Source organism: Thermodesulfobacteriota bacterium (genome assembly GCA_030583865.1).
Lineage (GTDB): Bacteria > Desulfobacterota > GWC2-55-46 > GWC2-55-46 > GWC2-55-46 > UBA5799.
The window spans coordinates 2,055,281-2,081,440 of record CP129479.1; the positions used below are offsets into that span (position 1 = coordinate 2,055,281).

26 protein-coding genes are annotated in these 26,160 nt (G+C 59.5%); all 26 read right to left on the reverse strand.

The features are described from left to right. Positions 1 to 67: 67 nt before the first annotated feature. The 26 genes from purS to ftsH all read right to left on the reverse strand — a co-directional run bounded on the left by purS (position 68) and on the right by ftsH (position 26,061). Positions 68 to 316 (reverse strand): phosphoribosylformylglycinamidine synthase subunit PurS, encoded by a 249-nt coding sequence (gene purS / locus QY316_09810; GenBank protein WKZ32198.1) that lies wholly within the window; start codon positions 314 to 316, stop codon positions 68 to 70. After that, positions 313 to 1,017 carry a phosphoribosylaminoimidazolesuccinocarboxamide synthase gene (locus QY316_09815; protein WKZ32199.1) on the reverse strand — a complete coding sequence of 235 codons (705 nt, stop codon included), beginning with the start codon at positions 1,015 to 1,017 and terminating at the stop codon, positions 313 to 315. Before QY316_09815 ends, purS begins: the two co-directional genes overlap by 4 nt. A gap of 14 nt (positions 1,018 to 1,031) precedes the next feature. After that, positions 1,032 to 1,940 carry a restriction endonuclease gene (locus QY316_09820; GenBank protein WKZ32200.1) on the reverse strand — a complete coding sequence of 303 codons (909 nt, stop codon included), beginning with the start codon at positions 1,938 to 1,940 and terminating at the stop codon, positions 1,032 to 1,034. Further along, positions 1,927 to 3,237, reverse strand: a complete 1,311-nt coding sequence (purB, locus tag QY316_09825; protein WKZ32201.1) for an adenylosuccinate lyase — start codon at positions 3,235 to 3,237, stop codon at positions 1,927 to 1,929. The genes QY316_09820 and purB overlap by 14 nt, the downstream gene beginning before the upstream one ends. Before the next feature lie 144 nt (positions 3,238 to 3,381). Then, positions 3,382 to 4,023: a V-type ATP synthase subunit D gene (locus QY316_09830; GenBank protein WKZ32202.1), complete on the reverse strand. Its 642-nt coding sequence runs from the start codon at positions 4,021 to 4,023 to the stop codon at positions 3,382 to 3,384. Next, complete coding sequence (locus tag QY316_09835) at positions 4,024 to 5,376, reverse strand: V-type ATP synthase subunit B (protein ID WKZ32203.1); 1,353 nt, start codon at positions 5,374 to 5,376, stop codon at positions 4,024 to 4,026. 118 nt (positions 5,377 to 5,494) lie between these two features. After that, a complete protein-coding gene (locus QY316_09840) occupies positions 5,495 to 7,249 on the reverse strand; it encodes a V-type ATP synthase subunit A (GenBank protein WKZ32204.1) in 1,755 nt (584 codons plus the stop codon). 9 nt (positions 7,250 to 7,258) lie between these two features. Next, positions 7,259 to 7,588 carry a V-type ATP synthase subunit F gene (locus tag QY316_09845; protein WKZ32205.1) on the reverse strand — a complete coding sequence of 110 codons (330 nt, stop codon included), beginning with the start codon at positions 7,586 to 7,588 and terminating at the stop codon, positions 7,259 to 7,261. Positions 7,589 to 7,600: 12 nt separating this feature from the next. Next, positions 7,601 to 8,680 (reverse strand): V-type ATPase subunit, encoded by a 1,080-nt coding sequence (locus QY316_09850; GenBank protein WKZ32206.1) that lies wholly within the window; start codon positions 8,678 to 8,680, stop codon positions 7,601 to 7,603. Between the two features lie 2 nt (positions 8,681 to 8,682). Further along, complete coding sequence (locus QY316_09855) at positions 8,683 to 9,282, reverse strand: V-type ATP synthase subunit E (protein WKZ32207.1); 600 nt, start codon at positions 9,280 to 9,282, stop codon at positions 8,683 to 8,685. Between the two features lie 9 nt (positions 9,283 to 9,291). Beyond that, positions 9,292 to 9,504 (reverse strand): ATPase, encoded by a 213-nt coding sequence (locus tag QY316_09860; protein ID WKZ32208.1) that lies wholly within the window; start codon positions 9,502 to 9,504, stop codon positions 9,292 to 9,294. Between the two features lie 29 nt (positions 9,505 to 9,533). Continuing rightward, positions 9,534 to 11,411, reverse strand: coding sequence for a V-type ATPase 116kDa subunit family protein (locus tag QY316_09865; protein WKZ32209.1), 1,878 nt, complete (start codon positions 11,409 to 11,411; stop codon positions 9,534 to 9,536). Further along, complete coding sequence (locus QY316_09870) at positions 11,408 to 11,737, reverse strand: V-type ATPase subunit subunit G family protein (GenBank protein ID WKZ32210.1); 330 nt, start codon at positions 11,735 to 11,737, stop codon at positions 11,408 to 11,410. Before QY316_09870 ends, QY316_09865 begins: the two co-directional genes overlap by 4 nt. Positions 11,738 to 11,820: 83 nt before the next feature. Then, the gene (locus QY316_09875) at positions 11,821 to 12,246 is read right to left on the reverse strand and encodes a helix-hairpin-helix domain-containing protein (GenBank protein WKZ32211.1); all 426 of its coding nucleotides are present in this window, start codon (positions 12,244 to 12,246) and stop codon (positions 11,821 to 11,823) included. Between the two features lie 53 nt (positions 12,247 to 12,299). Beyond that, entirely contained in the window at positions 12,300 to 13,892 is a 1,593-nt protein-coding gene (gene cimA / locus QY316_09880; GenBank protein WKZ34113.1) for a citramalate synthase, read from the reverse strand. A 63-nt stretch (positions 13,893 to 13,955) separates the two neighbouring features. Then, complete coding sequence (locus tag QY316_09885; GenBank protein ID WKZ32212.1) at positions 13,956 to 15,197, reverse strand: aspartate kinase; 1,242 nt, start codon at positions 15,195 to 15,197, stop codon at positions 13,956 to 13,958. Positions 15,198 to 15,353: 156 nt separating this feature from the next. Further along, entirely contained in the window at positions 15,354 to 16,742 is a 1,389-nt protein-coding gene (gene lpdA, locus QY316_09890) for a dihydrolipoyl dehydrogenase (GenBank protein WKZ32213.1), read from the reverse strand. Positions 16,743 to 16,926: 184 nt separating this feature from the next. After that, positions 16,927 to 17,388 carry a tRNA (adenosine(37)-N6)-threonylcarbamoyltransferase complex ATPase subunit type 1 TsaE gene (gene tsaE, locus QY316_09895; GenBank protein WKZ32214.1) on the reverse strand — a complete coding sequence of 154 codons (462 nt, stop codon included), beginning with the start codon at positions 17,386 to 17,388 and terminating at the stop codon, positions 16,927 to 16,929. Then, positions 17,389 to 18,936, reverse strand: a complete 1,548-nt coding sequence (locus QY316_09900) for an NAD(P)H-hydrate dehydratase (GenBank protein ID WKZ32215.1) — start codon at positions 18,934 to 18,936, stop codon at positions 17,389 to 17,391. Further along, complete coding sequence (gene acpS / locus QY316_09905; protein ID WKZ32216.1) at positions 18,933 to 19,283, reverse strand: holo-ACP synthase; 351 nt, start codon at positions 19,281 to 19,283, stop codon at positions 18,933 to 18,935. The genes QY316_09900 and acpS overlap by 4 nt, the downstream gene beginning before the upstream one ends. A gap of 7 nt (positions 19,284 to 19,290) precedes the next feature. Further along, entirely contained in the window at positions 19,291 to 20,019 is a 729-nt protein-coding gene (locus tag QY316_09910) for a pyridoxine 5'-phosphate synthase (GenBank protein WKZ32217.1), read from the reverse strand. A 59-nt stretch (positions 20,020 to 20,078) separates the two neighbouring features. Further along, positions 20,079 to 21,437: a phosphoglucosamine mutase gene (gene glmM, locus QY316_09915; protein WKZ32218.1), complete on the reverse strand. Its 1,359-nt coding sequence runs from the start codon at positions 21,435 to 21,437 to the stop codon at positions 20,079 to 20,081. A 3-nt stretch (positions 21,438 to 21,440) separates the two neighbouring features. Continuing rightward, positions 21,441 to 22,088, reverse strand: a complete 648-nt coding sequence (locus tag QY316_09920; GenBank protein ID WKZ32219.1) for a CdaR family protein — start codon at positions 22,086 to 22,088, stop codon at positions 21,441 to 21,443. After that, positions 22,085 to 22,891 carry a diadenylate cyclase CdaA gene (cdaA, locus tag QY316_09925; protein ID WKZ32220.1) on the reverse strand — a complete coding sequence of 269 codons (807 nt, stop codon included), beginning with the start codon at positions 22,889 to 22,891 and terminating at the stop codon, positions 22,085 to 22,087. The genes QY316_09920 and cdaA overlap by 4 nt, the downstream gene beginning before the upstream one ends. Continuing rightward, the gene (gene folP / locus QY316_09930; protein WKZ32221.1) at positions 22,888 to 24,033 is read right to left on the reverse strand and encodes a dihydropteroate synthase; all 1,146 of its coding nucleotides are present in this window, start codon (positions 24,031 to 24,033) and stop codon (positions 22,888 to 22,890) included. Before folP ends, cdaA begins: the two co-directional genes overlap by 4 nt. A gap of 147 nt (positions 24,034 to 24,180) precedes the next feature. After that, positions 24,181 to 26,061 (reverse strand): ATP-dependent zinc metalloprotease FtsH, encoded by a 1,881-nt coding sequence (gene ftsH, locus QY316_09935; GenBank protein WKZ32222.1) that lies wholly within the window; start codon positions 26,059 to 26,061, stop codon positions 24,181 to 24,183. Positions 26,062 to 26,160 lie beyond the last annotated feature (99 nt).

The window sequence follows — 26,160 nt, forward strand, 5'->3', positions numbered from 1 at the left end:
TTACGAGATTCTTCGGTCGCTTTTACGCTCCCTCAGAATGACAGAAACGGAACTGATCAGACCTTCCTTAGAGGGTTGCCTCCAGCTCTATCCTGTAGTTCTCTATCACCGTGTTTGCGAGGAGCTTCTCGCACATCTCGCGGAGCCTCTTCTCTGCCGCTTCCGGCGAAGCACCGTCAAGCTCCACCTCCATGAACTTCCCGACCCTTACGTCCTGCACTTCATCGAAGCCCATCGAGCCCAGCGCGCCCATAACCGCCTTGCCCTGCGGGTCGAGTACGCCCTTCTTGAGCGTCACGTATACCTTCGCCCTCATTCCATCACCTTCCTCAGGACCTCCTGGTAGGCCTCGCCGACCTTGCCGAGGTCCCTCCTGAACCTGTCCTTGTCGAGCTTCTCGCGCGTCTTCTTGTCCCAGAGCCTGCATCCGTCCGGGGTTATCTCGTCGCCCAGAAGCACCTCTCCCTTGTGCTCGCCGAACTCGAGCTTGAAATCCACCAGTATTATACCCCTCTCGTCGAAAAACCGGGAGAGTATTTCGTTTATCCTGAGCGCGGCCACTGACATTTCCTTGAGCTCGGCGTCGGTCGCCCACCCGAAGGCCCTGGCGTGGTACTCGTTTATCATGGGGTCGCCGAGCGGGTCGCTCTTGTAGAAGAACTCGACGATGGGCTCGCTCAAGGCCGTCCCCTCCTCTATGCCGAGCCTCTTTGAAAGGCTTCCGGCGATGAGGTTCCTTACGACCACCTCGACCGGGATTATGCGGAGCCTTTTAACCAGCATCTCCCTGTCGTTCAACTGCTCGACGAAATGGGTCTTTACGCCGTTGGATTCGAGCATCTTGAAGATGGCCGATGATATCTTGTTATTGAGGACGCCCTTCTCCTCGATAACGCCTTTTTTCTTCCCGTCAAAGGCGGTCGCCTCGTCCTTGAAATACTGTATCAGCAGGTCCTTGTCATCCGTGGAGTACAGGACCTTCGCCTTGCCCTCGTAAAGTTTTTCGCGCTTTTCCATAGCCCCCTCCAAATCTATTCTTCTGCAAAGTAATCTGAGTCTATTTTCTTAACATCGTAGGATGCAATCCTTGAAACACCCACATCGTAATCCATCATTAATTGGGATAATGACTCGCCGTCGATTAAAACTATTTTCGTATCGATACGAGCGGCATAATCGAGGGCCTCTCTGGAAAAATCCGAGGTGGTAATGAAAATCCCCTTTTTTGCTCTAACTCCTTGCAATGCTCCGGCAAACTTCTGTATTTCTGGGCGACCGACTGTGGACTCCCATCTCTTTGCTTGTAAATAAATAGCATCCAATCCGAGCTTATCCTCTTTGATTATTCCGTCAATGCCTCCGTCTCCGCTCTTTCCCACAGCGCTTCCAGCATCTTTTCTGGAGCCGCCGTAACCCATTTTGACAAGTAATTCGACAACTGTTTTTTCAAAAAAAGATGGGGAGCTATTTTTAACTTTTGTCAATAATTCAAATGCCAAATCTTGTCTGATTTTTTGATAACTATGTTCAAAGACTTCTTCAGGAGTTTGCCCGTCCGCTCCTGTTTCAATTGCATCAACTTCGTTTATACCGACCTTTGTACTTCTAAATTCAAGAAATTCCGGGAATTGCTTCAAAAACTTAATATTGATATACTCCGGGTTTTGCTTGACCACATCCAAACCGCTATTGGTTATTTTGAAGCAGCCTCTTTTTGTATATTCGATCAGGCCAGCTTTTTTCAAATAAGAACGCGCCCAGCCAACCCTGTTTGCAAAAACACCTTGTTGGCCGCTGGGCAACATCTCTTCCAATTCATCATCAGAAAGGCTGAAGCATTTTGCGAGGTATTCTCTCGCGTCGCTTATAGTATGCTCTTGCTTATCGCCGGCATATTTCAAGAAAGGGAACATTATGCTCTGGAAATCAGGAATTGGCATCTTTCTTCCCGAAGGTCCTCTTGAAGATATAGTCGACGTGCTTCAAATACGGCTTTATGTCGAAAGAGGACTCTATCTCCTTCTCCGTAAGATAGCCCCTCACTTCATCGTCGTCCATGAGTATGGATTTGAAGTCCCCGAGCCCTTCCCAGACCTTCATGGCGTTTCTCTGCACTATGGCGTAAGCCTCTTCCCTGATTACGCCCTTGTCGACGAGCTTAAGGAGCACCTTCTGCGAAAATACGATTCCCTTCAGCCTGTCGATATTTTCCATCATGTTCGCCGGGTATACGACAAGGTCCCTTACGAGGCCCGTGGCCCTCGAAAGCATGAAGTCGACGAGTATCGTCGCATCCGGCGCTATTACCCGCTCTACCGACGAATGGCTTATGTCCCTCTCGTGCCAGAGCGGGATGTTCTCTATGGCGCTCACGGAATATCCGCGCACAAGCCTCGCAAGCCCGGTCAGGTTTTCCGAGAGTATGGGGTTTCTCTTGTGAGGCATGGCGGACGAGCCCTTCTGCCCCTTGGTGAAAGGCTCCTCAGCCTCCAGGACCTCCGTCCTCTGGAGGTGCCGTATCTCGACCGCGAACTTCTCTATGGACGACGCGATGATGGCGAGCGTGGAGAAGAACTCCGCGTGCCTGTCCCTGTGGACGACCTGGGTTGCGACCGTCTCGGGCTTCAAGCCGAGCTTCTTGAGGGTATACTTCTCCACCCTCGGGTCTATCTGCGAGAAGGTGCCGACCGCGCCGGAGAGCTTGCCGTAGGAGATTACCTCCCTTGCCCGCTCCATCCGTTCGAGGTTCCTCCCCATCTCGTCATACCAGAGGGCCATCTTGAGGCCGAAGGTCGTGGGCTCCGCGTGTATGCCGTGCGAGCGGCCCATCATGGGGGTCGTCTTGTGCTCGAATGCCTTCTTTTCAAGCGCCGCCATGAGGCCCTTTATGTCGGCTATTATCAGGTCTGCGGATTCCCTCAAAAGGAGCGCGAGAGAGGTGTCAAGGACATCCGACGAGGTAAGCCCCATGTGTATGAAGCGCGAGTCAGGCCCGACGAACTCGGCAACCGATGTAAGAAAGGCGATTACGTCGTGCTTTACCGTCCTCTCTATCTCGTCGATGCGCGCGACGTTGAAATCCGCTTTCTTTTTGATTACTTCCAGGGATTTTCTCGGGATCTTCCCGAGCCTTTCCCAGGCCTCGCAGGCCGCGATCTCCACCTCGAGCCACTTCCGGAACCTGTTCTCAGGCTCCCATATGCGGCCCATCTCCTTCCTCGTGTACCTCTCTATCACCTTGAAACCCCTGCGGATGGAATGAAAAAAATTAATATACCAGAAGGGGACGGCCCAATACAAGAGGGATATGAAAGGGAGTTTTCCGATTTTGGGTAGGGTTGGAAGGCTGCGAGCCGGACAGGATTCAGCCCCAGGCCGGGCTCAGCTCCCCTCCCCGGCCTGCCTTTTCGCCTTGTTCCTCTTCAACCTGAATATCTCTTCCCTCTCCCTTTCCTCGAGCACGCGCTCTATGTATTTTATCCTGTCCTTTATGGAAGGGAGTATTACCTCGCTTATGGCGTTTATCTTACGGGAGTCCGAGCGTATGACCTCGCCTATGCGGGTTAGCCTTATCTCACGCGAGGCAATCTTTACGATAAGCTCCGTCGCGGCCTCGAACTCTTTTGCCGCGTCGAGCACCTCGGCCCTTTCGCCGAGCGGGGAAATGTCCCGCGCCTCAAGCGACCTCGTGAGGCTCACCTCGTCTATCTCGGGTATGAATATGCCCCATATGTTCCTGGCCTTTATGCTCAAGGGCACGCTCCTTTTCGAGGCATGGGCAAACGATTCTATCGACGCTCCGTCTATGGCCCTCGCGCGCTCTACCCGCCTCTGGGCGTCGGCAAGGAGATTGTTCAACTCTTCGCGCATTCTTATCGATTCGTCAACGATGCCGAAGAACTCCTTCATGAGCGCTTCGCGCTTGCTCTTAAGGAGTTCCAGGCCCTTGCCTATGACCTCGTACCTCCGCCGGAGGGCCATGAACTGCTCACGGGTCGGCGCGCTCTTTTCGAGTACCGCCATCTATTTTCTCCTTGCCACTGCCTCCCTCTCGGGCACGGCCTTAAGGAGCTCAAGCCCGAGGTCCAGTGTCTCGTCAATCGAGCGGTCTTCCCAGCCCTGGCCCACAAACCTCTTTTCGAACTCGTCGGAGAAAGAGAGGTATCTCCTGTCAAGGTCAGAGAGCCCCTCCTCGCCGACAATGGTCACGAGCCTCCTTACGTCGATGCCCCTTGCGTAGGCCGAATAGAGCTGGTCGGCTATGGTCCTGTGCCCGTCCCTCGTCTTCCCCTTCCCTATGCCGAGGTTCATGAGCCTCGAAAGGCACGGGAGTACGTCTATGGGCGGGTATATCCCTTTCCTGTGCAAGGCCCTGCTCAAGACTATCTGCCCCTCGGTGATGTAGCCTGTAAGGTCGGGTATGGGGTGCGTTATGTCGTCGTCAGGCATGGTTAATATGGGCATGAGCGTCACGGAGCCCTTGCCGCCCTTGAGCCTCCCTGCCCTCTCGTAGAGGGTCGCAAGGTCGGTGTACATGTAGCCTGGGTAGCTCCGTCTTCCGGGGATCTCCTCGCGCGCGCTCCCTATCTCCCGTAGCGATTCGCAGTATGATGTCATGTCGGTAAGGACCACCATCACGTGAAAACCGCGCTCGAAGGCGAGGTACTCGGCTACCGTTAGCGCTATACGAGGCGTAAAGAGCCTTTCTATGGTCGGGTCGTTCACCTGGTTTATGAAGGCGATCGTCCGCTCAAGCGCCCCCGCCTCCTCAAGCGACCTCCTGAAAAAGAAGCTCTCCCTCGATGTTATGCCCATTGCGCCGAGTATGACGGCGAACTCTTCCGCCTCCGCGACCCTTGCTTGCCTCACTATCTGAAGGGCCAGCTCCTTTGCCGGGAGCCCGGCGCCCGAGAATATCGGGAGCTTCTGCCCTCTTACGAGCGTATTGAGCCCGTCTATCGCGGAGATGCCGGTCTGGACGAAAAAGTCCGGCTTCTCGCGCGCGGCCGGGTTCATGGGAAGGCCGTTTATGTCCTTGTACTCGTCAGGCACGATGGGCGGCAGGCCGTCTATGGGCTCGCCGAAGCCGTTAAGCACCCTGCCGAAGAGGTCCATCGAGACGCCTACCCTCGCCGTCTCGCCGGTCGGCAGCACGCTCGACTCGTCCGAGTCTATGCCGGAGGTACCCTCGAGCACCTGTATGACGGCCCTCTCCCCCATTAGCTGGAGTATCTGCCCGGTCCTCTGCTCGCCCTCGGGGAGGTCGACGACGCACATCTCGCCGAGGCTCCCCCTTGTCATCCTGTCCACGAATATGAGCGGGCCTGATATGGTCGCCAGCGTCCGGTACTGTCTTTTTATGAGGTCTAATGACATGGTAACCTCTATTGCTATAAATCTTCCCTCCCTCGATGAGAGGGGAGGTTTGGAGATACTCCGGAGCTTCCTGCGGGGAGGTTCTTAAAGAGGTTCCTTGGAGATTCTTCCCGCGTTCCTATTTTTCCTCCAACATGCTGAACTCGCTCACTACCTCGCCTATGAGGGCCCGGGCCTTACCGGAGAAGCCCTCGTTCGGCTCGTCTTTCATGCGCGCGAGCTTCCATTTCACTGGGCTTTCCAGTATGGTCTCAATGAAGACCCCTCTTTCCAGGGCCTCCTCTGCGCTCTCAAGGTAGGCGAATATGGACTTGAGCATCCAGTACTGTTTCTCGTAGGTGTTGAAGGCGTCTATCTCGCTGAATGCGCTCTGCTTCAAGAAGGCGTCGGTTGCGATGTTCGCCGCCTCCAGGGTAAGCCTGTCCGATTCCTGCAGCGCCTCCACGCCTATTATCTGTATTATGTCCTTCAATTCCGTCTGCCTCTGGAGTAGCGAGTAGAGCCTGTCCCTGAGCCTCACCATGTCCTCCGCCACCTCCCTTCCGAACCAGTCGTCGAGCTCGGCCTGGAAGAGGCTGAAGCTCGCAAGCCAGTTTACGGCCGGGAAGTGCCTCCTGTAAGCGAGGTCAGGGTCGAGAGCCCATAGCGTGCCCGCGAACCGGAGAGAAGCCTGCGTTACGGGCTCGGAGAAGTCCCCGCCCGGAGGAGAGACGGCGCTTATTACCGTGACGGAGCCGGTCCGCTCTTCCGACCCCAGGCACCTGACCTTCCCGGAACGCTCGTAGAACATGCCCAGCTGGGTCGCCAGATACGGCGGAAAGCCCTCCTCTCCGGGCATCTCCTCGAGCCTCGACGATATCTCACGGAGGGCCTCGGCCCATCTCGATATGGAGTCCGCGAGCATGGCTACGCTGTAGCCCATGTCCCTGAAATACTCGGCGATCGTAATGCCGGTAAAGATCGAGGCCTCGCGCGCCGCAACCGGCATGTTGGAGGTATTGACGACTATGACCGTCCGGAGGCTCAGCGGAAGCCCGGAGGTCGGGTCCTTGAGCTTGGGGAAATCCGAGAGTATCTCAGACATCTCGTTTCCCCTCTCGCCGCACCCGACGTATACGACTATGTCGCTACGCGAGAACTTCGCGATGGTCTGCTCGACGACGGTCTTCCCTGTCCCGAAGCCGCCGGGCACTATGGCCGTTCCTCCCTCGGCGACCGGCAAGAGCGTATCGAAGACCCTCTGCCCGGTTATGAAAGGCGCCTCGGGCTGAAGCTTCGCCTTGAAGGGCCTGGGCCTTCTCACGGGCCATTCCTGGTAGAGCTCTATGAATTGCCCATTCTCGAGCATGCATATGTACTCGGCCCCGGAGACCTTCCCGGACTTTATCTCCTTTACAACGCCCCCGAGCCCCGGCGGCACCATCACCCTGTGCGTAATGCGCTCCGTCTCCTCGATGGTGCCGAGTATGTCGCCGGGCGCGACCGTGTCGCCCTTTTTCCTTATTGGAGTGAACTCCCATATTCTATCCAAGTCGAGCGCCTCGACCTTGACGCCCCTTGTAAGAAACCCCCCTGCGGTGTCCCGTATCTTGTCGAGCGGCCTCTGTATGCCGTCGAATAGGCCCGAAAGGAGACCCGGTCCGAGCGTGACGCTAAGGGGGATGCCGTAGCTTATTACGTCCTCGCCGACCGATATCCCGACGGTGTCCTCGTAGACCTGGAGCGTCGCCATGTCGTCCTTTATGCGGATTATCTCGCCGAGGAGCCCGTGCCTGCCCACGAGGCAGACGGTATTCATTATCGCGCCGGTCATGCCCTTTACCATGACCGTCGGGCCGGCTACCCCGTATATCTTTCCCCTCGTCTCTTTCATGCTATCTCATTATCTCTTTATCTTTATCTGATACCCTATCGCCCTTCTTATAAGGCGCACCACCGGGGACTCGGCTGCCCCGGCCTCGCCCCACTTGAGCGGCAGACTAATGGGCATGATAATGGGGAGACCCTTTTTCCTCAAGCGCTTCATCGCAAGCTCAGGCACCCTCTCCAGGAGCCGCTCCTCGACCGCGACGAGCCCGTACTTTCCGGTCGACTGGATATTGAGGAGCGTACCCGATATATCGGCGTCCTCCTTGACCTCAAGGGTGTCGACCCCGGCGCACCTGAAACCGAGAGAGGCGCCCGGGCCTGTTATGACCAGAAGTTCCGCCATTTTCTTTCCGGCTTATAAAGGAATGAAGATGAGCTTCCGTACCTCGTCTTCCGGCATCCCGAAGAGCTTTCCCCTGTATATGAGCCTCAGGTTCCTGGTCTCACGGACTTTCATGTGTATGTAAGCCGCGCCCAGGGCTATTGAGAGCGGCTCCGAGACCGCGATCCCGGCAAGACGCCTCTCGAGCGCCTTTTCAGCCGCCTCTTCAAGGAGCGCAGGGTCGCGCGGGTCAGATGAGTCGAGCACACCTTTTATGGCAGGCTCGGCTATAACTCCTCTGAGCGCCTCGAAAAGCTCCTCCCTGGTCGTAAGCGACGAAAGCCTTATGAACTCGCTTTTCCTCAGCGCCTTTCCGCCCTTTACGAAGAACTCCCCCGCGCCCTCGGCGGTATAGGATTCGCCGGAGATCTTGACGAGGGTGGTTATATTGATGAAGTCTATCCTCATCGCGGTCCAGCCCCTCATTATGCGCGCGTCCAGCCATTCGCCTTCGAGCGCGGAAAGAAGCTCCTCGCCCGAATGCCTGTCGAGGGCTATCTCCATCTCCGCGGTCCTGCCGTTTTTAAGGAACGCGGGCAGGCCCTTTGAGACCGGCCTGGCGTATGTGCTCCCCCATGTACGGAGGAAGCTCGCAAGGTCCTCGACGTTCCTGGATGAAAGGAGGGTGTTGAGCGCGGCTGTATCGAGCTCTCCCGCGGGTATGAGGACGTCGCGGATGTCGTCGCTCCTTACGCCCCTCGATATCCCGCGTATGATGGCCTTGAGGTCAAAGGCCTCCCAGATGCTTAAGACGGCCTTGAGGAAAGGCCTTGCGCCTTCGGGGGCCAGTTTCCAGAGAAGCTTGAACGAGTCCGAGAGGCTGGATTTGAGGGCCGCCGGGAACGCCTCCTCGATCGAGCCGAAACGCGCCAGTGCGGCTTCCATATCCGCTCCGTAAGCGGTCGAGCGGAGCCTTTCCGCCGCCTGGGCGGGGCTTTCGGCCTGGATTAGCGCCTCATAGTCCTGGCTCTTGAGGAGCCTTCCCCGTAACCCCCTGACCCTGGAGTTAAAGTAGCTCAAGTCCGTCCGGGACGGGAGCATAGAGGCAGGCATTATCACGGGAGCGCCTCCCTGAAGAGGAGCTTGTCGATTGGGACCATGAGCTTTCTTGCCCGCTCGACGACCGACTGGACCGTGTTCTCGAAGACCACCCTGCCGTCGACCGAGGTGAAGACGACCCCGCCCGCCACCTTGGAGTCCGGCTCGACCCTGGCGCCGTCGGCCCGCACGCGGGCAGCGTCAGCCGGGTTCAGGCGGATAATGGCCTGCTCGCCGGGCCTCGCCTTATCCCATTCGCCCTTCAGGGCTTCGTAAAGGCTTGTAACAAGCCTTCCGTACTCGGCGTCCGGGAGCGAGACGAGCCTCTTTTGCGCCTCAACGAGAACGCTATCGAGAAGCTCCTGCCTGACCCCCAGCTTGAGTCCCGCGGCCCTTGTCCTGGCGCTATTCAGCTTCGCGGCCCTCTCGCGGCCAAGCCTTTCGCGCACCATCGAGAGGCGCTCGTCCGCCTCTTTCGCGGCCTCGGCCCTTGCGCGCCGGAGCATCTCCTCCCTCGCCTCTTCGGCCTCCTCGACGAGCCTAGAAGCCTGGGCCCTGGCGTCCTCCTCAAGCGCGGCTATGAGCGGGTCCCGGGAGTCCTGTGGGTTGGCGGCCATGCCCGCCCCCTATCCGCTTATAACGAGGTACGCGACGACAAAGCCCAGGAGCACCATTGTCTCGGGGATGGCGACCAGGATGATGACTATGCCTGTGAGCTCCGGTTTTTCCGCCACGGCCCCGGCCCCGGCAGCGCCTATCTTGCTCTGCGCCCAGCCGGTAGCCAGGGCCGGCAGCCCTATGGCCAGCGCGGCTGCGAGAGCTATGAGTCCCTCTTGCATATTCGCCTCCTAAGGTTTTTGTGCTTCGGCTAACGCCTCCTGAAAGGCCTGTATCTCCTCCCGCCGCCCTCGTAGAACTTGCTGAAGAACTCTACATACTGGAGCCTCATGGACTGTATCGAGGGGCTCAGGATGCTCAAGAGCAGGTTGAGGACATGCACGAGCCCTGCTACGAGCACGCCGATCGCCAGGCTCTCCGGGATGGACCCCAGCTTGTTCGCGACCAGGGCCATGACGACCGAAGCCGTGCCGACTGCCATGATACGGACGTAGGATACGATATTGCCGAGGGCCTCGAGGAAGTCCACGGGGCCGAGTATGCCCTCCAGGAGGACGAGCGCCGCAAAGGAAAGGGCCGAAACAACAGCCGCTGCCATGAGGTATTCGCCCGGCAGGTTGCCCGTCGTTGCGCCGAGCACGCAGAGGAACGAGACTACGAGCAGGAAGAAAGCCGCCTTTGCCGCCGCCTTTTTGTTTTTTTTCCTGGCGATGCTGCTCTTTATGCCGAGCGCTATGCCCAGAAGCACATGGAAGACGCCTATACCTATGGTGACGTAAATGAGCGTAGTAAGGGCCTCTATCCTGTGAAAGATTATGGGATGTAGCCCGAGCCTCTCTCCCAGGTCGCCGAAGAACTCGCCGAAAAGAAAGCCGAAGACGATGGCCGAGGCGCTCGCAATCGCAAGCACCGTCGCTATGTCCCTGTATGCCTTTCTTTCCTTGAGCCTTGAGCGGAGGGTCAAGGCCAGCGCCATCGTGACTGCGCCGTAGCCCATGTCCGCAACTATAAGGCCGAAGAAGGCCGGGAAGAATATAGCCACATAAAGGGTCGGGTCCACAGAGCCGTATCTCGGCGGCGGCAGCGCCGAGAGGAAGACCTCGAAAGGCCTTATGAACCAGGGGTTCCTTATGAGTACCGGCACCGAGTCGTCCTGGGCCAAGTCCGTTTCCATGATACTTACCATCACGCTCCCGCCGAACGACCTCCGGAACTCCTCTTTCAGGGCGCCATACCTCTCGGCAGGGACCCATCCCTCGATTATGAACGCGAAGGAGCTCGCCGCAGCGTACGAGAACGCGCCGAACTCGTCGAGCGCGTTATCTATCGCCCTCGCGGTCCCGTCTATTTCGTCGTACCATTGCAATGAAATGGTCGACAACTCCCTGTCGATGTCGCTTACGAGGCCCGGTATCAGGGCCCGCCTCCTCCCCATCAGCACCAGGGCCTCTACGAGGGCCATGTCCGCGTACTCGTCCGGCAGGCGCACCTCGCCGATGGCCCTGCCCGCAAGGAGCGTTTTGACCTGTTGGTCGAAGTGCTTCGGGTATGCGAGCACCACCCCGATGGTCCCGGCGTCCAGGTCCTTCGTAAGGATCCTGTAGGCGCCTTCGGTTATCCTCGACACCTCGGATTCAAGAAGGCCCGCTATGTCCTCCCTCGTCCGCTCGAGCGTGACGCCGGTGACCTCGAAGTTCTTCAGGCCCCCGAGCCTCGATACGATGGGCGCGAAGCCGCGGAGCAGCTTCTCGTATTTCCCCAAGGAGGAAAGCTCCTCCGAGAGCGCGTCCTTCCGCGCCCGGAGCTCCCTTGCCCTCTCGCCGATATGGGCGAGGTCGCCCATGTACCGGGGTATTTCCCGGGCCTCGACCCGCACGGGCCTTACGACCGGCGGCTCAGGCAGAAGGGCCGCGAGGTTCTTAAGCGCGTCGCGCGCCTTTTCGAGCTCTTCCCTCTCCCTTACCCTTTCCGCCTCTATGGGGAGCCTCCGTAGGAGCCCGCCGTTACCGATGTCCTCCTCAGGGACCGTCTCTATATGGAGCACGGCGGCCGAGTGCAGCGCCTTTACGGCCTCATCGATGCGGCTCTTCGGGCCGATTATCCTCGCCTTGAGCATCTTCTTTATCACCTTGGCGCACCTATCGATTCCATGAGGAAACGCATGACCTCCGAAACGGCCCCCTCGAACTTCCTTTCGCCCTTTTCCCTCAGTTCACTCGCCTCTCTCCTGCCCCTTTCCCCTATTTCACCGGCTTCTCTTTCTGTCTTTTCGCGCTCTGACGCGGCAAGCCGAGCCGCCTCGGCATCGGCCGCGGCCACGAGCGACTCCTTGAGCGCCCTGGCTTCCCTGGCCGCCTCCTCCCTTATGCGGGCGGCCCTTTGCCTGGCGTCGTTTATCAGGGCCTCCATCTCCTCTTCCCTGGCCCTGAGCTCTGAGAGAATGTCATCCGGCATAATCAAGACCCGCCCTTAAAGAGACCTTCTATGTGCTTGTTTTTCGTGAAAAAATTAGAAGGACGGCTATTTACGGAAGGCTATCATGGAGCGGAACGCGGCGGCGCGGCGTAGGGCCCGGCAAAGACGAGGGCGCGTATCCTCTCCAACTTGACTTTACCAACCCACTTGACCTCTGTCAAATCGTCGACCGTCCGGAAACCGTCCATTTCCGCCCTTTTCTCGACTATCCTCAATGCGGTCTTTTCGCCGATGCCGGGAAGCAGCATCAGGTCTTCGACGGCGGCCTTATTGATGTCGAGCGGGAATACCGGGATGGAGGGCGGCCTCGGGTCCTCCGGGGCCGCACTTGCGAGCGGGGCGGGAGCATGGCCCGCCTGGGCGGTTGAAAGCGGCTTTTCCGGCGGTGTTGAAGGGTTTTCAGGAAAGAGCGACGGGTTGCGGTAGATGAATAGAACCAGAAGGGCTATTGAGACGAGGAGGAAAGCAGGGTAGCGCTTGTCTCTCATTTTGCCCCCTGACCTTGAAAGGGACCGGTTAAGAACAACTGCAGGCGCAAGGCTTACGCGCGGGGCTTGCCTTTCCTTTTCTTCCCGTCCTTGAAGAGCTTGTATTCGAGGCTGTCGACAAGTGCCTGCCAGCTCGCCTCGATAACGTTTTCGGAAACCCCGACGGTGCCCCATTTATCAGCCCCGTCGCCGGACTCGACAAGGACGCGCACCTTCGCCGCGGTGCCCTGCATCCCGGCGAGCACCCTCACCTTGAAATCCAGGAGTTCCACTTCCCGGATGGAAGGGTAGAACCTCTCAAGCGCCTTCCGGAGGGCCCTGTCAAGGGCGTTTACAGGGCCGTTACCCTCGGCGGCGGTGTGCTCGACCACCCCGTTAACCTCGAGCTTTATGGTGGCCTCGGAGTGGGGGGCTTCGTCCTCGCTCTTTTTCTCGTCAATGACCCTGAAGTCGAGGAGCTTGAAGTACCTCTCCTTTTTCTTCATGGCCTTGCGGATGAGGAGCTCGAACGATGCCTCGGCCCCCTCGTACTGGAAGCCCTGGTGCTCAAGCAGCTTAAGCTCGTTAAGGACGCCCTTTACTACCTCCGAGCCGCTCGATATGTCGACCCCGTACTCCTCGGCCTTGTAGATGATATTGGACCTGCCGGAGAGGTCGGACACGAGCACGCGCTGGATGTTGCCCACGAGATCCGGGCTCATGTGCTCGTAGGTCGCGGGGTTCTTAAGTATGGCGCTCACGTGGATGCCGCCCTTGTGCGCGAAGGCGCTGTCGCCCACATAGGGCTGGTGCTTCAGATGAGGGAGGTTCGCAAGCTCGTTTACGAACCTCGCCGTGCTCCTCAGTTTCCTGAGCCTCTCGGAGGTGATGCAGTCGAGGCCCATCTTGACCTTCAGGGCCGGTATTATGGAGCAGAGGTTCGCGTTGCCGCACCTCTCCCCGAAGCCGTTCACCGTGCCCTGCACCATTACGGCCCCTTCCCTTACGGCGGACAGTGAGTTCGCAACGGCGGTGTCGGAGTCGTTATGCGCATGAATGCCTATCCGGGCCGAGGTATTGAGCCTGACTTCCCTCGTTATCTCGGCGACCTCGAAGGGCAGGGTCCCGCCGTTCGTGTCGCAGAGGACCAGGAAGTCCGCCCCTGCCTCCTCCGCCGCCTTGAGGGTCTTGAGCGCATAGGCCGGGTCGTCCTTATAGGCGTCGAAGAAGTGCTCGGCGTCGTAGAAGACCTCGCCGACCCGCTTCTTGAGATAGGCTACCGAGTCGAATATCATCTCGACGTTCTCGTCGAGCGAAACCCTGATGGCCTTCAAGACATGGAGCTTCCAGGTCTTCCCGAAGATGGCGACAGCCGGGGTGCGCGACGAGACGAGGGCCTTCAAGTTCGCGTCTTGCGCGGCCCTTGCGCCAGCGCGCCTGGTGGAGCCGAAGCTCACGAGCCTGGAACTCCCGAGCTTCTCCCCGGACATGGACTTGAAGAACTCGATATCGCGCGGGTTGCTGCCGGGCCAGCCGCCCTCGATGTAGTGGACCCCGAGGTCGTCGAGCGCCCTGGCTATCCGTACCTTGTCCTCGACGGAAAAGGAGATGTCCTCGGCCTGCGTGCCGTCGCGGAGCGTAGTGTCGTAAAGGAAGATCATCCAAATACTCTCAAATGAAATGCGGCTGCCTTATGAGATGCCCCGCCGAAAGCGGCGGGTATCGAACCCTTATGCCCCCGCCTCCTCCGTAACCTCGCCCCTGCCGAGGCCGAAGGCCTCGTGGAGGACCCTTACCGCGAGCTCGGTGTACTTCACGTCCACCACTATCGATATCTTTATCTCCGAGGTGGATATCATCTGTATGTTTATGCCCTCGTTGGCCATGACGTCGAACATCTTCGAGGCCACTCCCGCGTGGCTCCTCATCCCCGCGCCAACTATGGAGACCTTGGCTATGCCGGTGTCACCCCTGACCTCCTTGGCCTCGATGGAAGCCGCCGTGGCCTCGACGATCTTCAAGGCCCTCTTGTAGTCCTCCTTGGAGACCGTGAAGGTCAGGTCGGTGTGCGCGTCGTGGCTTATGTTCTGCACGATCACGTCGACGTTTATGCCGGCCTCGGTAAGCGGCCTGAAGAGCTTGGCGGCTATGCCCGGCCTGTCCGGCACCCGGAGGACCGAAATCTTGGCCTCGTTCTTATTGTAGGTGATGCCTGAGACCACCACTTTTTCCATTTCCTTGTCCTCCTTGCAGACGAGCGTGCCCTCTGAATCGTTGAACGAGGACCTCACCATGACAGGCACCTCGTATTTCTTCGCGAACTCGACGGACCTCGTCTGCAGCACCTTGGCCCCGAGGCTCGCCATCTCGAGCATCTCGTCGTAGGAGACCTTCTTCAATTTCCGGGCCTCCTGGCAGATGTTGGGGTCGGTCGTGTAGACTCCGTCCACGTCGGTGTATATCTCGCAGAGGTCGGCCTTCAATGCCGCGGCAAGCGCGACGGCGGTGGTATCAGAGCCGCCCCTGCCGAGCGTAGTTATGTTGCCCTCCGGGTCAACGCCCTGGAAGCCCGCCACAACCACTATCGAGCCCTTCGCGAGCTCGTCCTTTATGCCCGTTCCGTCGATGGACTCTATCCGGGCGGAGCCGAACTGCGAGTCGGTCACAATCGGCACCTGGTGGCCCGTGAAGCTCCTGGCCTTGAGGCCCATCTCCTTCAGGACGATCGAGAGCAGCCCTATGGTGACCTGCTCGCCAGTGGAGATTACGACGTCGTACTCGCGGCCTATCGGGAACTCGCTCGCCTCATGGCAAAGGGCCACCAGCCTGTTGGTCTCGCCGGACATGGCGGAGAGTACCACGACTACGTCGTTGCCTTCTCCCCTGGCCTTGGCGGCCCTCCTGGCCACGTTCTTGATGCGCTCGACATTGCCTACCGACGTCCCGCCGTACTTCTGGACTATCAATGCCATAAAACTACCTTTCAATGCGTCTGTGCTTTGATAGGCTTCTTTTGCTTGCTGTCATTCTGAGGGAGCGCAAGCGACCGAAGAATCTCGTGATTTGCCGATTCTAAAAACAAAGTCCTTCGCTTCGCTCGGTAAGACACTCACCATTTCCTTTTACGCCTACCTCTTTCTCCCTATCTTATGGATCGCCATGCCGTGCACGTCCTCCGCGGCCTCCATGACGAGCTCGGGAAGCGTCGGATGCGCGTGTATTGTCTCCGCGAGATCCTTCACGGTTACCCCGGCCCGCATGGCAATGGCGGCCTCGCCAATGAGGTCGGTCGCGTGCGCGCCCACTATCGAGCAGCCGAGGACCTTGTCGGTCCCCGGGTCGGCGACTATCTGGACGAAGCCTTCGGTCTCGCCCATGCCGAGCGCCTTGCCGCTCGCAGCGTACGGGAACCTGCCGACCCTGACCTCGATGCCCTTTTCCACAGCGTCCTTTTCACGCAAGCCGACGCTCGCTATCTCGGGGTCGGTGAATATACCGGCCGGTATCACGGAATAGTCCATCCTGGCGTCCTTGCCGAGCGCGGCGTTTGCGGCGACGATGCCCTGTGTCGAGGCCACGTGCGCAAGGAGCATCTTGCCTGTAACGTCGCCTATGGCGTAGACGCCCTTGACGTTCGTCTCCATGCGCTCGTCAACCGCTATCCTGCCCTTTTCGATATTCACGCCCAGGGCGTCAAGGCCTATGCCGGAAGAGTTGAACGAGCGGCCTATGGCGACCATGACCTTCTCGGTAATGAACTCGCGCCCGTCCTTGAGCCTGGTCTTTACGCAGCCGTCCTCGGGGACGACCGCCTCGACCTGGACGTCCGTAAGCACGTTCACGCCGGTCTCCTTGAACCTCTTGGCGATGACCCTTGAGACCATCCTGTCCTCGGTAGTTAGTATGGAGGGAAGGAGCTCGACTACCATGACCCTGCTCCCGAAGGCTGAGAAGAGGGTGGCGAACTCGCAGCCCATGACGCCCCCGCCTATCACGAGGAGCGATTCCGGCACCTTCTTAACGTCCAGCATCTCCGTGGACGTGAGCACGTTTTTCCCGTCTATGTTGAAGGCGGGTATCATGGCCGGCTCAGAGCCGGTCGCGACTATTATGGACTTTGCGGCAATGGCCTCGGTCGAGCCGTTGGTAACCCTCACCCTTCCGGCGGACTCAAGGAAGGCGCTCCCCTTTATGACCTCGACCTTGTTGCCCTTAAGGAGCTGCTCGACCCCTCCGACGAGCTTCTTTACGACCCCGTCCTTCCGCTCTACCGCCTTCGCAAGGTCGAAGGATATCTCCCCCACGTTCACGCCGAAATCCGCGGCGTGCTTCGAGGCCTCCAGGGCCTTTGCCGAATAATAAAGGGCCTTGGTCGGTATGCAGCCCCGGTTGAGGCAAGTGCCGCCGATACTGTCCCTTTCGACCAGGGCGGTCTTGGCGCCGAGCTGCGCGGCCCTTATCGCCGCGACATACCCGCCTGGCCCGGCCCCGACTACAACGATATCGAACTCTCGCACTCTCGAATACCCCCGCTATAAAAATATAAGGCAACCTCTAAAAATTATATATTTTTCACGCAATCAAGGAAGGCCGGGAATAAAAAGCGGAGCATATATGATAATATGTGAGCATTTTTATTCCCGGCCTGACGCAGAGTCCGGGGAAAAGATCAATTTTTAGAGCTTGCCATAAGTCTTTCACTTATAACACAGGCTTTCCATGCTTTCCAGCGTCGTCTTTTATCCTGAGCTCGATCTCCCTCTCGGTATCCGAGACGTACCTGAACCGGACCATTATCCTGCAGTCACGGAGGAGCGATGGCGCGCGCTCGGCCCATTCAATGACGGCGACCCCATTTCCGTGGACATATTCCTCGAGCCCGGCGAAAAGGAACTCCTCCTCGCCCATTATCCTGTAGAGGTCCATGTGGTAGAGGGGCAGCCTGCCCCCTTCGTAGATATTGAGTATCGTGAAGCTCGGGCTCTTTACGGCCCCTTTTGCGCCGAGGCCCCTGGCCAAGCCCCTTACGAAGCGGGTCTTGCCGCCGCCGAGCTCGCCTGTTAGCGCAACACAGTCCCCAGCCCCTAGCTTCACCGCAAGCCCTTCGCCTATGCGTTCCGTCTCTTCAGGGGAGGAAGTCAGGTATGTGAATGCCTCTTCCATTCAGGAGTGGTCTACAAAGGAGTTCATCAGGCGTGGGATCTCCGGCACGAGGTCCATCGCCATCATCCCGAGCTCGCCCTGCGCCCTCTTCACCTCGTCGCCGGCAAGGCCGTGGATGTAGGCGGCAGCGCACGCGGCCTGGGCCGGGCCATAACCCTGGGCAAGGAGGCCGCCGAGCATGCCGGCGAGCACGTCGCCGGTGCCGGCTGTCGCAAGCCCCGGGTTTCCCGTGAGGTTTATGAATATCTCGCCCGAAGGGACGGATATGAGGGTCCCGGCGCCTTTCAAGACGACTGTCGCGCCCGTTATGCGCGTAAGCTCCTCTGCCGCGCCTATCCTGTCGGACTGGACCTCTGCCGCGCTCCTCCCGAGGAGCCTTGCCATCTCGCCCGGGTGCGGGGTAAGGACGATATCCAGGCCCTCTCTCTTGACGGCGGCTATTCCAGGGCCGAAGGAATTGAGCCCGTCGGCGTCGATCACGACCGGGACCCGGACCTCATGAAGGAGCGTCTCGATAAGCCGCCTTGCCTCATCCGAGCTCCTCATCCCGGGTCCGACCACCACGGCGGTCTTGCCGGGCAGGAGTTTTTTTATTGCCTCGAAGGAGACTGCGCCGAGAGTCCCTTCCCTGGTCTCAGGAAGGCCCAGGCTCATCACCTCGGTCGTCTTTGCCTCCATGATAACGTTCAGCCGTTCCGGAACGCCGAGTGTGGCAAGCCCCGTCCCTGCCCTCATGGCTGCGACAGCCGCCATGTAAGCGGCCCCGGTCATGCCTGGAGAGCCCGCGAGCACAAGGAGATGCCCGTGCGTGGACTTATGGGCCTCGGGCCGCCTGGGCCTAAGGGTCTTCCTTATATCAGCCCCTGTAAGGAGGTTCCATCTAATGCCGCCGTCTTCAAGGAGCTCGCGCGGGACGCCTATGTCTATAACCTCTACCCTGCCCGCGTAAGTCCTTCCGGGATAGAGCAGGAGCCCGAGCTTGGGCATTGCCATTGTGGCCGTTATATCGGCCATTACGGCAGAGCCCCATAACTTACCGGTCGTGGCGTCTATGCCGGAAGGGACGTCGACGGCTATGGTCTTTTTTCCGAGAGAGTTGATGAATTCTATCGCGCTTGCGTGTATCCCTGAAATATCGGCCTTAAGCCCTGTCCCGAATATAGCGTCTACGACCAGTGACGAATGCCTTATCGAGGACGCGGCTGAATCGAGGCCCGCGCTTGAGAGGACCTCCCGCGCATCGCCGCCCATCTTCCGCCATATCCCGGCGTTCGTTGCGGCATCGCCGCTTAGCTCCTCGGTCCTGCAAAGGGAATAGACAACGGCATCGCGCCCCGAGTTCCTCAGGTGCCTGGCAGCCACATAACCATCCCCGCCGTTATTGCCCTTTCCGGCGAATATGGCCACCCGGCCCGGGCCAGCCTCCTTCAGCGCGATTTCGGCCACGCCCCGTCCGGCGTTCTCCATGAGCTGCAAGCCCGTCAGTCCGTACCTCTCCAGCGCGGCCCCATCCACCTTGCGTATGGTCTCGGAATCGGCGGCCTTCAAGAGTCCCTCTCGATTATGGTCTCCGCGATGCTCAGGTCCCCGTCGTGGGATATGGAAACGCTCACCCTCAGGCCCTCGGAGAGGCCCTTTACGCTAAGGGCTGGCGCGCCGGACGAGGCCCTTACGACCTCTACGTCCCTCCACGGCACGGGTTTTCCGAGGGCCTTGAAGAAGCTCACCTTGGCGGCGAACCTCGCGGCAAGGTGGCGCTCGGGCCTCCTAAGGCGGAGCGAATACGCGAGCTCCGGCCCGGTAAAGAGCCTTGAGGTAAGCCTTTCGCCCCACCTCTCCATTGCCCGCTTGAACCTGGGGACCTCTACAGCGTCTATGCCTATGCCGTGGATCATGGCTTTATTATCTGGGCCTCGATTCCATTATGAGGCGCTTCATCTCGCGGACCGCCTCGCCGATGCCGGTATATACCGCGCGGGAGACGATGCTGAACCCTATGGCGAAGCCGTCTATCTCCCTTATGGCCGCGACGTCGAGGATGTTCAGGTAGTCGAGTCCGTGGCCCGCGTGCGTCTTAAGGCCGAGCTTCCTCGACAGCACCGCCGAATCATGTATCCGCCTCAGCTCACCTTGCCTTGCCTGCTCCCCCTTGGCTTCGGCGTATGTGCCCGTGTGGAGCTCGACCCCGTCCGAGCCTATCCTGGCAGAGGCCTTAACCGCCTCGGGCGAGGGGTCTATGAAGAGGTTCACCCTTATACGCCCATCCCGGAGCTGCCCAACAAACTTCCTGAGGTACTCGGCATGCGGTTTCAAGTCGAGGCCGCCCTCGGTCGTGAGCTCCTTCCTCTTTTCCGGGACGAGCGTCACAAGCTCGGGCTTCACCTCAAGCGCCATGTCGAGCATCTCTTTCGTTGCGGCCATCTCGAGGTTAAGCTCGGTCTTCACCGTTTTCCTCAAGACCCGGAGGTCCCTGTCCTGTATGTGCCTCCTGTCCTCCCGGAGGTGGACGGTTATGCCGTCAGCGCCTGCAAGCTCCGCCATCATAGCGGCGGCGACCGGGTCCGGTTCGCTCCCGAGCCGCGCCTGCCTTATTGTAGCCACATGGTCAACGTTAACAGAAAGCCTGGACATCCAAGGGGACTCCTTTCAGCATGTTCAGATCGGACTGTTCCAATTAAAAGGCGCCTTTCTCAGCCTATTTCCTTTTTCAACAGCTCCGCAAGCTCGCTGGCCATGACCGAGATCTCGTCCTCTTTCTCGCCCTCTATGGTTATCCTCGCGAGCGGCTCGGTCCCGGAATAGCGTATGAACGCCCGGCCCCGGTTGCTGAGCTTCTCCTCGACCGCCTTCAACGCCTTCGTGACCGCCGGTATGGAGCCCAGGTCCTTTTTCTCCCTGACCCTTACGTTAAGGAGTATCTGCGGGTAGGTCTTCATGGCCGAGGCGAGCTCGGAAAGGGGCTTCCCCTCCTCGGCCATCCTCTTCAAGACCTGCAGGGCCGATATGACGCCGTCTCCGGTAGTGGTGTGGTCGAGGTAGACGATATGGCCGGACTGCTCACCTCCGAGGTTGTAGCCGCGCCTGAGCATCTCCTCCACCACGTACCTGTCGCCGACAGAGGTCCTTACGACCTTGCCCCCGGCCCGCTCTATGGCCTCCTCAAGGCCCGAGTTGCTCATTATGGTGGCGACGACCGTATTGCCCTTGAGGGAGCCCTCCCTCAGCATGGCCGTGGCCGAGACCGCGAGCATGTGGTCGCCGTCGAGGATAGTGCCCTTCTCGTCGACCATTATGCACCTGTCGCCGTCGCCGTCGAGCGCGAACCCCGCGTGCGCCCCGGACTCCCTCACCGCCGCGGCGAGCCTCTCCGGGTGGAGCGCCCCGCAGTCGCGGTTTATGTTCTCGCCGTCGGGCTTGACGCCCAGGGGTATGACCTCGGCCCCGAGCTCGTAGAAGACCGCCGGGGCCACCTTGTACGCGGCGCCGTTCGCGCAGTCGACCGCTATCCTGAGTCCGTCGAGCGTAAGCTCCCTGGGGAAGGTGTTCTTCGCGAACACGACGTAGCGGCCAATCGCGTCGTCCACCCTGTATGCCTTGCCGACCTCGCTCGCCGTGGGACGGTGGCTCGGGTCCTGGTTCTCGAAGATGAACTCCTCTATCTTAAGCTCCATCTCGTCCGGGAGCTTAAGGCCGCTCCTCGAGAAGAACTTGATGCCGTTGTCCTGGTACTGGTTGTGGGAGGCCGATATGACGACACCCGCGTCCGCCCTCATGCTGGAGGTGAGGAAGGCTATGCCCGGGGTGGGGAGCGGCCCCACCATGAGCGCGTCCACCCCCATTGAGCAGATGCCGGCCATCATCGCGCCCTCGAGCATGTAGCCCGAGAGCCGGGTGTCCTTCCCGACCACTATCCTGTGGCGCCTCGCCTCCTTCTTGAATATGTAGGCGATGGCCCTGCCGAGCTGCAGGGCCATCTCTGCGGTCATTGGCTCGATGTTCGCAACGCCCCTTACGCCGTCGGTGCCGAAGAGCCTCTTCCTGGCCTGCATGGGCTATCTCTCCTTCCTCGGGAGTATTCTCACTTCAACGCTGTCGATGCTCAGGCTCCGGAGCTCAAGGCCTGCATGGTCCAACTGGACCTTGACGCTCAGCGGGGCGTCTATCCCGGAGATGTCGATGGGCCTGGTGCTAATCTCCTTTATCTTCCTCATCTCCTTTTCAGTGCCGGTTACGGATATGGTCGCCGGCGCTACTGTCACGTCCGCGACCCTGTACCCGGCCGCCGGCCTGCCGGTGAGCTTCGCCTTTACGGGCAGCTCTGCCCTTACGACCTTTTCGAGCTTCACCTCTATGGAGCTTGGCCGGAGCCTCTGGACCTCGACGCCCATGGGCGTGATTATGTCCTTGGACTGTATGCGGTAGGTATTGAGCCCTTCCCTTGCGCCGCTCAAGTCTATCTCGGCGGTTATGTGGGTGGGCGAGAGGTTGTTTATGAAGAGCTTGGGCCCGGTGACCCTCACCTCCAGCTCGTCAGGCGGCATGCTGGTCATGACCATGTCCTTGGGTATACCCTTGAACCCCAGCGGCACCAGGAAGCCCACCTCTGTCCTCGACTGCCCGGCCACGAAGAACCAGAGCGCAAGGGCGAATACGAGGGCCAGCACCTTGAGTTTCGTGTTGGATGCGAGAAAGGACCTCATTTCGCCCCGGACCTCCAGGGGAATATGGCCTCGCTGCCTGCAAAACCCGCGGCAAAGAGCTTTCTAAGGTCGTCAAGGAGCTTTTCAGCCCCGAGGCCCACGAAAAGGCCGTCCTCGACCGCGAGCGTCACCTCTCCGGTCTCCTCGGAGACGACTATTATGGCCGCGTCCGTCTCCTCGGCAAGGCCTATCGCGGCCCTGTGCCTCGTGCCCATTGATTTGGAGAGCTCCTTGTTGGTGAGCGGCAGTATGCACCCGGCCCTGAGCACCCTTCCCTTCCGGATTATTACCGCGCCGTCGTGTATGGGGGACGACGGGTTGAATATCGAGAGGACTAGCTCCTTTGAGACCTTCGCGTCTATCTCGAGCCCGGCCCCCTCGCCGACGAAGTCCGTCAAGTCTATCGAGCGCTCCAGCACAATGATGCCGCCGGTCCTCGACTCCGACATCATAGAGACGGCCTTTACAATCTCGTCGAGCGCGCCGTCCGAGGTCATGGCGTCCCTGGTGCTGAAGGGCTTTCCCATGTGGACTAGCGCGCGCCTTATGTCCTGCTGGAATACGACTATTATGAATATGACTATGGACCCGAGGAAGTTCGAGAGTATCCAGTGGAGCGTCAGCAGCTCGAACCTCTGGGACACGAAGTAGACCGTCACGATTATCCCGAGCCCCCATAGCATCCTCTCGGCCCTGGTGCCCTTGAACATGAGCATGAGCCAGTAGAGGACGAAGGCCACGATGAGGACGTCGAGCACGGCCACCACGGCGTTGAAGCCGAATATGTTCTCCATGAAGTTCATAATTGAGCCACGGCGTCCGCGAGCGCGGACGCCTCCCTGGCCTCCCTTACGTCATGCACCCTGAGTATAGAGGCGCCGTTAAGTACCGAGGCCGCGAGCGCCGCAAGGGTCGCCGGAAGCCTCTCGCCTGCCCCCTTGCCGGACGAGAACCTTCCGAGGAAGGACTTCCTCGAAGGCCCCGCGAGAACGGGCCTGCCCAGAGACTTGAATTCCCTCAGCCTCTTCAATATCTCGATATTGCCCTCGCCGGACTTCCCGAAGCCTATGCCGGGGTCTATGATAGTGCTCTCAGGGTCTATACCCTTGGATACGGCGTACTCAAGCCTCGAATGAAGCCAGCCGTAGACCTCCCCAATGAGGTCATCGTATGATGTGTCGAGCTGCATGGTCCTGGGCGTGCCCCTCGTGTGCATGAGGACGACCGGCGCCCCGCTTTCCGCTACCACTTCCGCCATCCTCCCGTCATACGACATGGCGCTTATGTCGTTTACGATGGAGGCCCCTGCCTCAAGGGCCGCCCTGGCGACCTCCGCCTTTGTCGTGTCGACGGATACGATCGCCCCCGCTTTTGAAAGGGCCCCTATGACAGGGACGACCCGGGCGGCCTCGGAAGCCGCATCGACCGGCTCGGCCCCAGGCCTCGTGGACTCGCCGCCTACGTCTATCCAGTCCGCGCCCTCCTCGAGCATCTCAAGCCCCCTCTGGACCGCGGCATCGAGGTCCAGGAACCTCCCCCCGTCCGAGAAGGAGTCCGGGGTCACGTTCAGTATCCCCATTATGACAGTGCGGGGGCCGACCTCGAAGCTCCGCTTCCGGCCACGGACTGACCAGGTTTTGAGGTCCCTGCTCCCTATGGCCCTCCTGAGCGAGCCCGCGACCTCCGGAAGGCCGAAGGGCTGGCATTCGAGCTTGCCTATGAGGTCGGTTATCTGCCTGAGCGTGCCAGAGACGATGGCGTCGGTCCGTTCGACTGCCGAAGAGACGGTCCCCCATGCGACAGCGGCCTCGCCCCCGATGGAAAGGGCGTCCTGCTTAAGGATATTCGCCTCTGCCGGGGTGAGCCCTTCTATCTTCAAGTTGTAATGGAAATGCTTCGGGGCCATTATGCGGACCCCGGCGGGGTCTACGCCGATACGCTCCATCTCTCTTTGCGATATCCCGGCTGAAGCGATCTCAAGACACCGTACTGGCAACCTCAAGGTATCGGTCCGAATAATTTTAAGGGTTAAAGGCCGGACGCCCTGTGGCGTCCGGCCTGCTTTATGGATAGGTTGTGGAGCGGGGCCGGGCTATTTCAGGACGACACCGAGCCTGGCCGCGTCCTCCGGCTTGAGCGATTCGGGCCTGGCCTCGGGGGGCGTCCCCTCTCCAGGGTCGTCCTCGCCGCCCGAGGAGATGAGCCTGTCTATCTCCGGGGCGTCCAGGACCTCTTTTTCAAGCAGGGCCTTGGCGAGCCTGTGGAGGGCGCCCATGTGGGATTCTATGAGCTTCCTGGCCCTGGTGTAGTTCTCGAGGACCACCTTCTTTATCTCGGCGTCTATCTCCTCGGCGGTCTCCTCGCTGAAGTCCCTTCTCTGGGCCATCTCCTTGCCAAGGAAGATATGCTCCTCCTTCTTGCCGAAGGTAAGGGGACCGAGCTTCTCGCTCATGCCCCATTCGCAGACCATCTTGCGCGCCATCTCGGTCGCCCTCTCGATGTCGTTGCCGGCGCCGGTAGTCATGTGGTTAAGCACGAGCTCCTCGGCGGCCCTGCCGCCCATGAGGACGGAGATGTTGTTCTGCAGGAACTCCTTGCTGTAGGTGTGCCTCTCGTCTATGGGGAGCTGCTGGGTAAGGCCCAAAGCCATGCCCCTCGGTATTATCGAGACCTTGTGTATGGGGTCGGTGCCCGGGATGAGGCGCGCTACCAGCGTGTGGCCCGCCTCGTGGTAGGCGGTGTTCCTCTTCTCGGCCTCGCTTATTATCATGCTCCTCCTCTCGGTGCCCATGAGGAGCTTGTCTTTCGCGTCGTCGAATTCCGCCTTTTCGAGCTTGTCCTTGCCTCTCCTTGCCGCAAGGAGGGCCGCCTCGTTCACGAGGTTCGAGAGGTCGGCGCCGGAGAACCCCGGGGTGCCCCGGGCTATTATCTCCATGTTCACGTCCGAGGCGAGCGGGGTCTTCGACGTGTGGACCCTGAGTATCTCCTCCCTGCCCTTAAGGTCGGGCTTCGGCACCACGACGTTCCTGTCGAACCTCCCGGGACGCAGCAGCGCCGGGTCGAGCACGTCGGGCCTGTTGGTGGCCGCTATTATTATGACGCCCTCGTTCGACTCGAAGCCGTCCATCTCGACGAGGAGCTGGTTAAGGGTCTGCTCCCTCTCGTCGTGGCCGCCTCCGAGGCCCGCGCCCCTGTGGCGCCCGACCGCGTCTATCTCGTCTATGAATATTATGCAGGGCGCGTTCTTCTTGCCCTGGACAAAGAGGTCGCGGACGCGCGATGCGCCGACGCCCACGAACATCTCGACGAAGTCGCTTCCGGATATCGAGAAGAACGGCACTCCCGCCTCGCCTGCTATGGCCTTGGCAAGGAGCGTCTTTCCGGTGCCGGGCTGACCTACGAGGAGCACTCCCTTGGGGATGCGGCCGCCGAGGCGCGTGAACTTCTTCGGGTCCTTGAGGAAGTCTATTATCTCCTCGACCTCCTCCTTGGCCTCCTCGATGCCTGCCACGTCCTTGAAGGTGACCCTGTGCTGGGTTTCGCTAAGAAGCTTGGCCTTGGATTTCCCGAAGCTCATGGCCTTGCCGCCGCCGCTCTGCATCTGGCGCATGAAGAATATCCACACTCCTATAAGGAGTATCATTGGGAACCAGGATACGAATATCGTGCCCCATGAAGGGCTGTCGACTACCGGCTCGGCTGCTATCTTCACGCCGCTTGTGCGGAGCTTGGCTATCAGGTCGGGGTACTGCGGGGAGAAGGTCTGGAACGTCTTCCCGTCCTTGTATTTCCCGCTTATGTCATTGCCCTGTATGGTGACCTCGACGACGTTCCCGGACTCGACTTCCTGGATGAAATCGCTGAAGACGACCTTGTCCGAGGAGGGCTGCTTATAGCTTATGAGATTGAACATGAGCACGACCGTGGCGATAATGATGAGCCACATGGCTATGTTCTTGTATAGCTGGTTCATCTATGCTCCTATGTAATGAGTAGTTTTCATCGCAATTTAAATACGAACAATTGTGTCACAGATTCCGCCGTTTTACAATAAAAATCTCAACCACAAAAG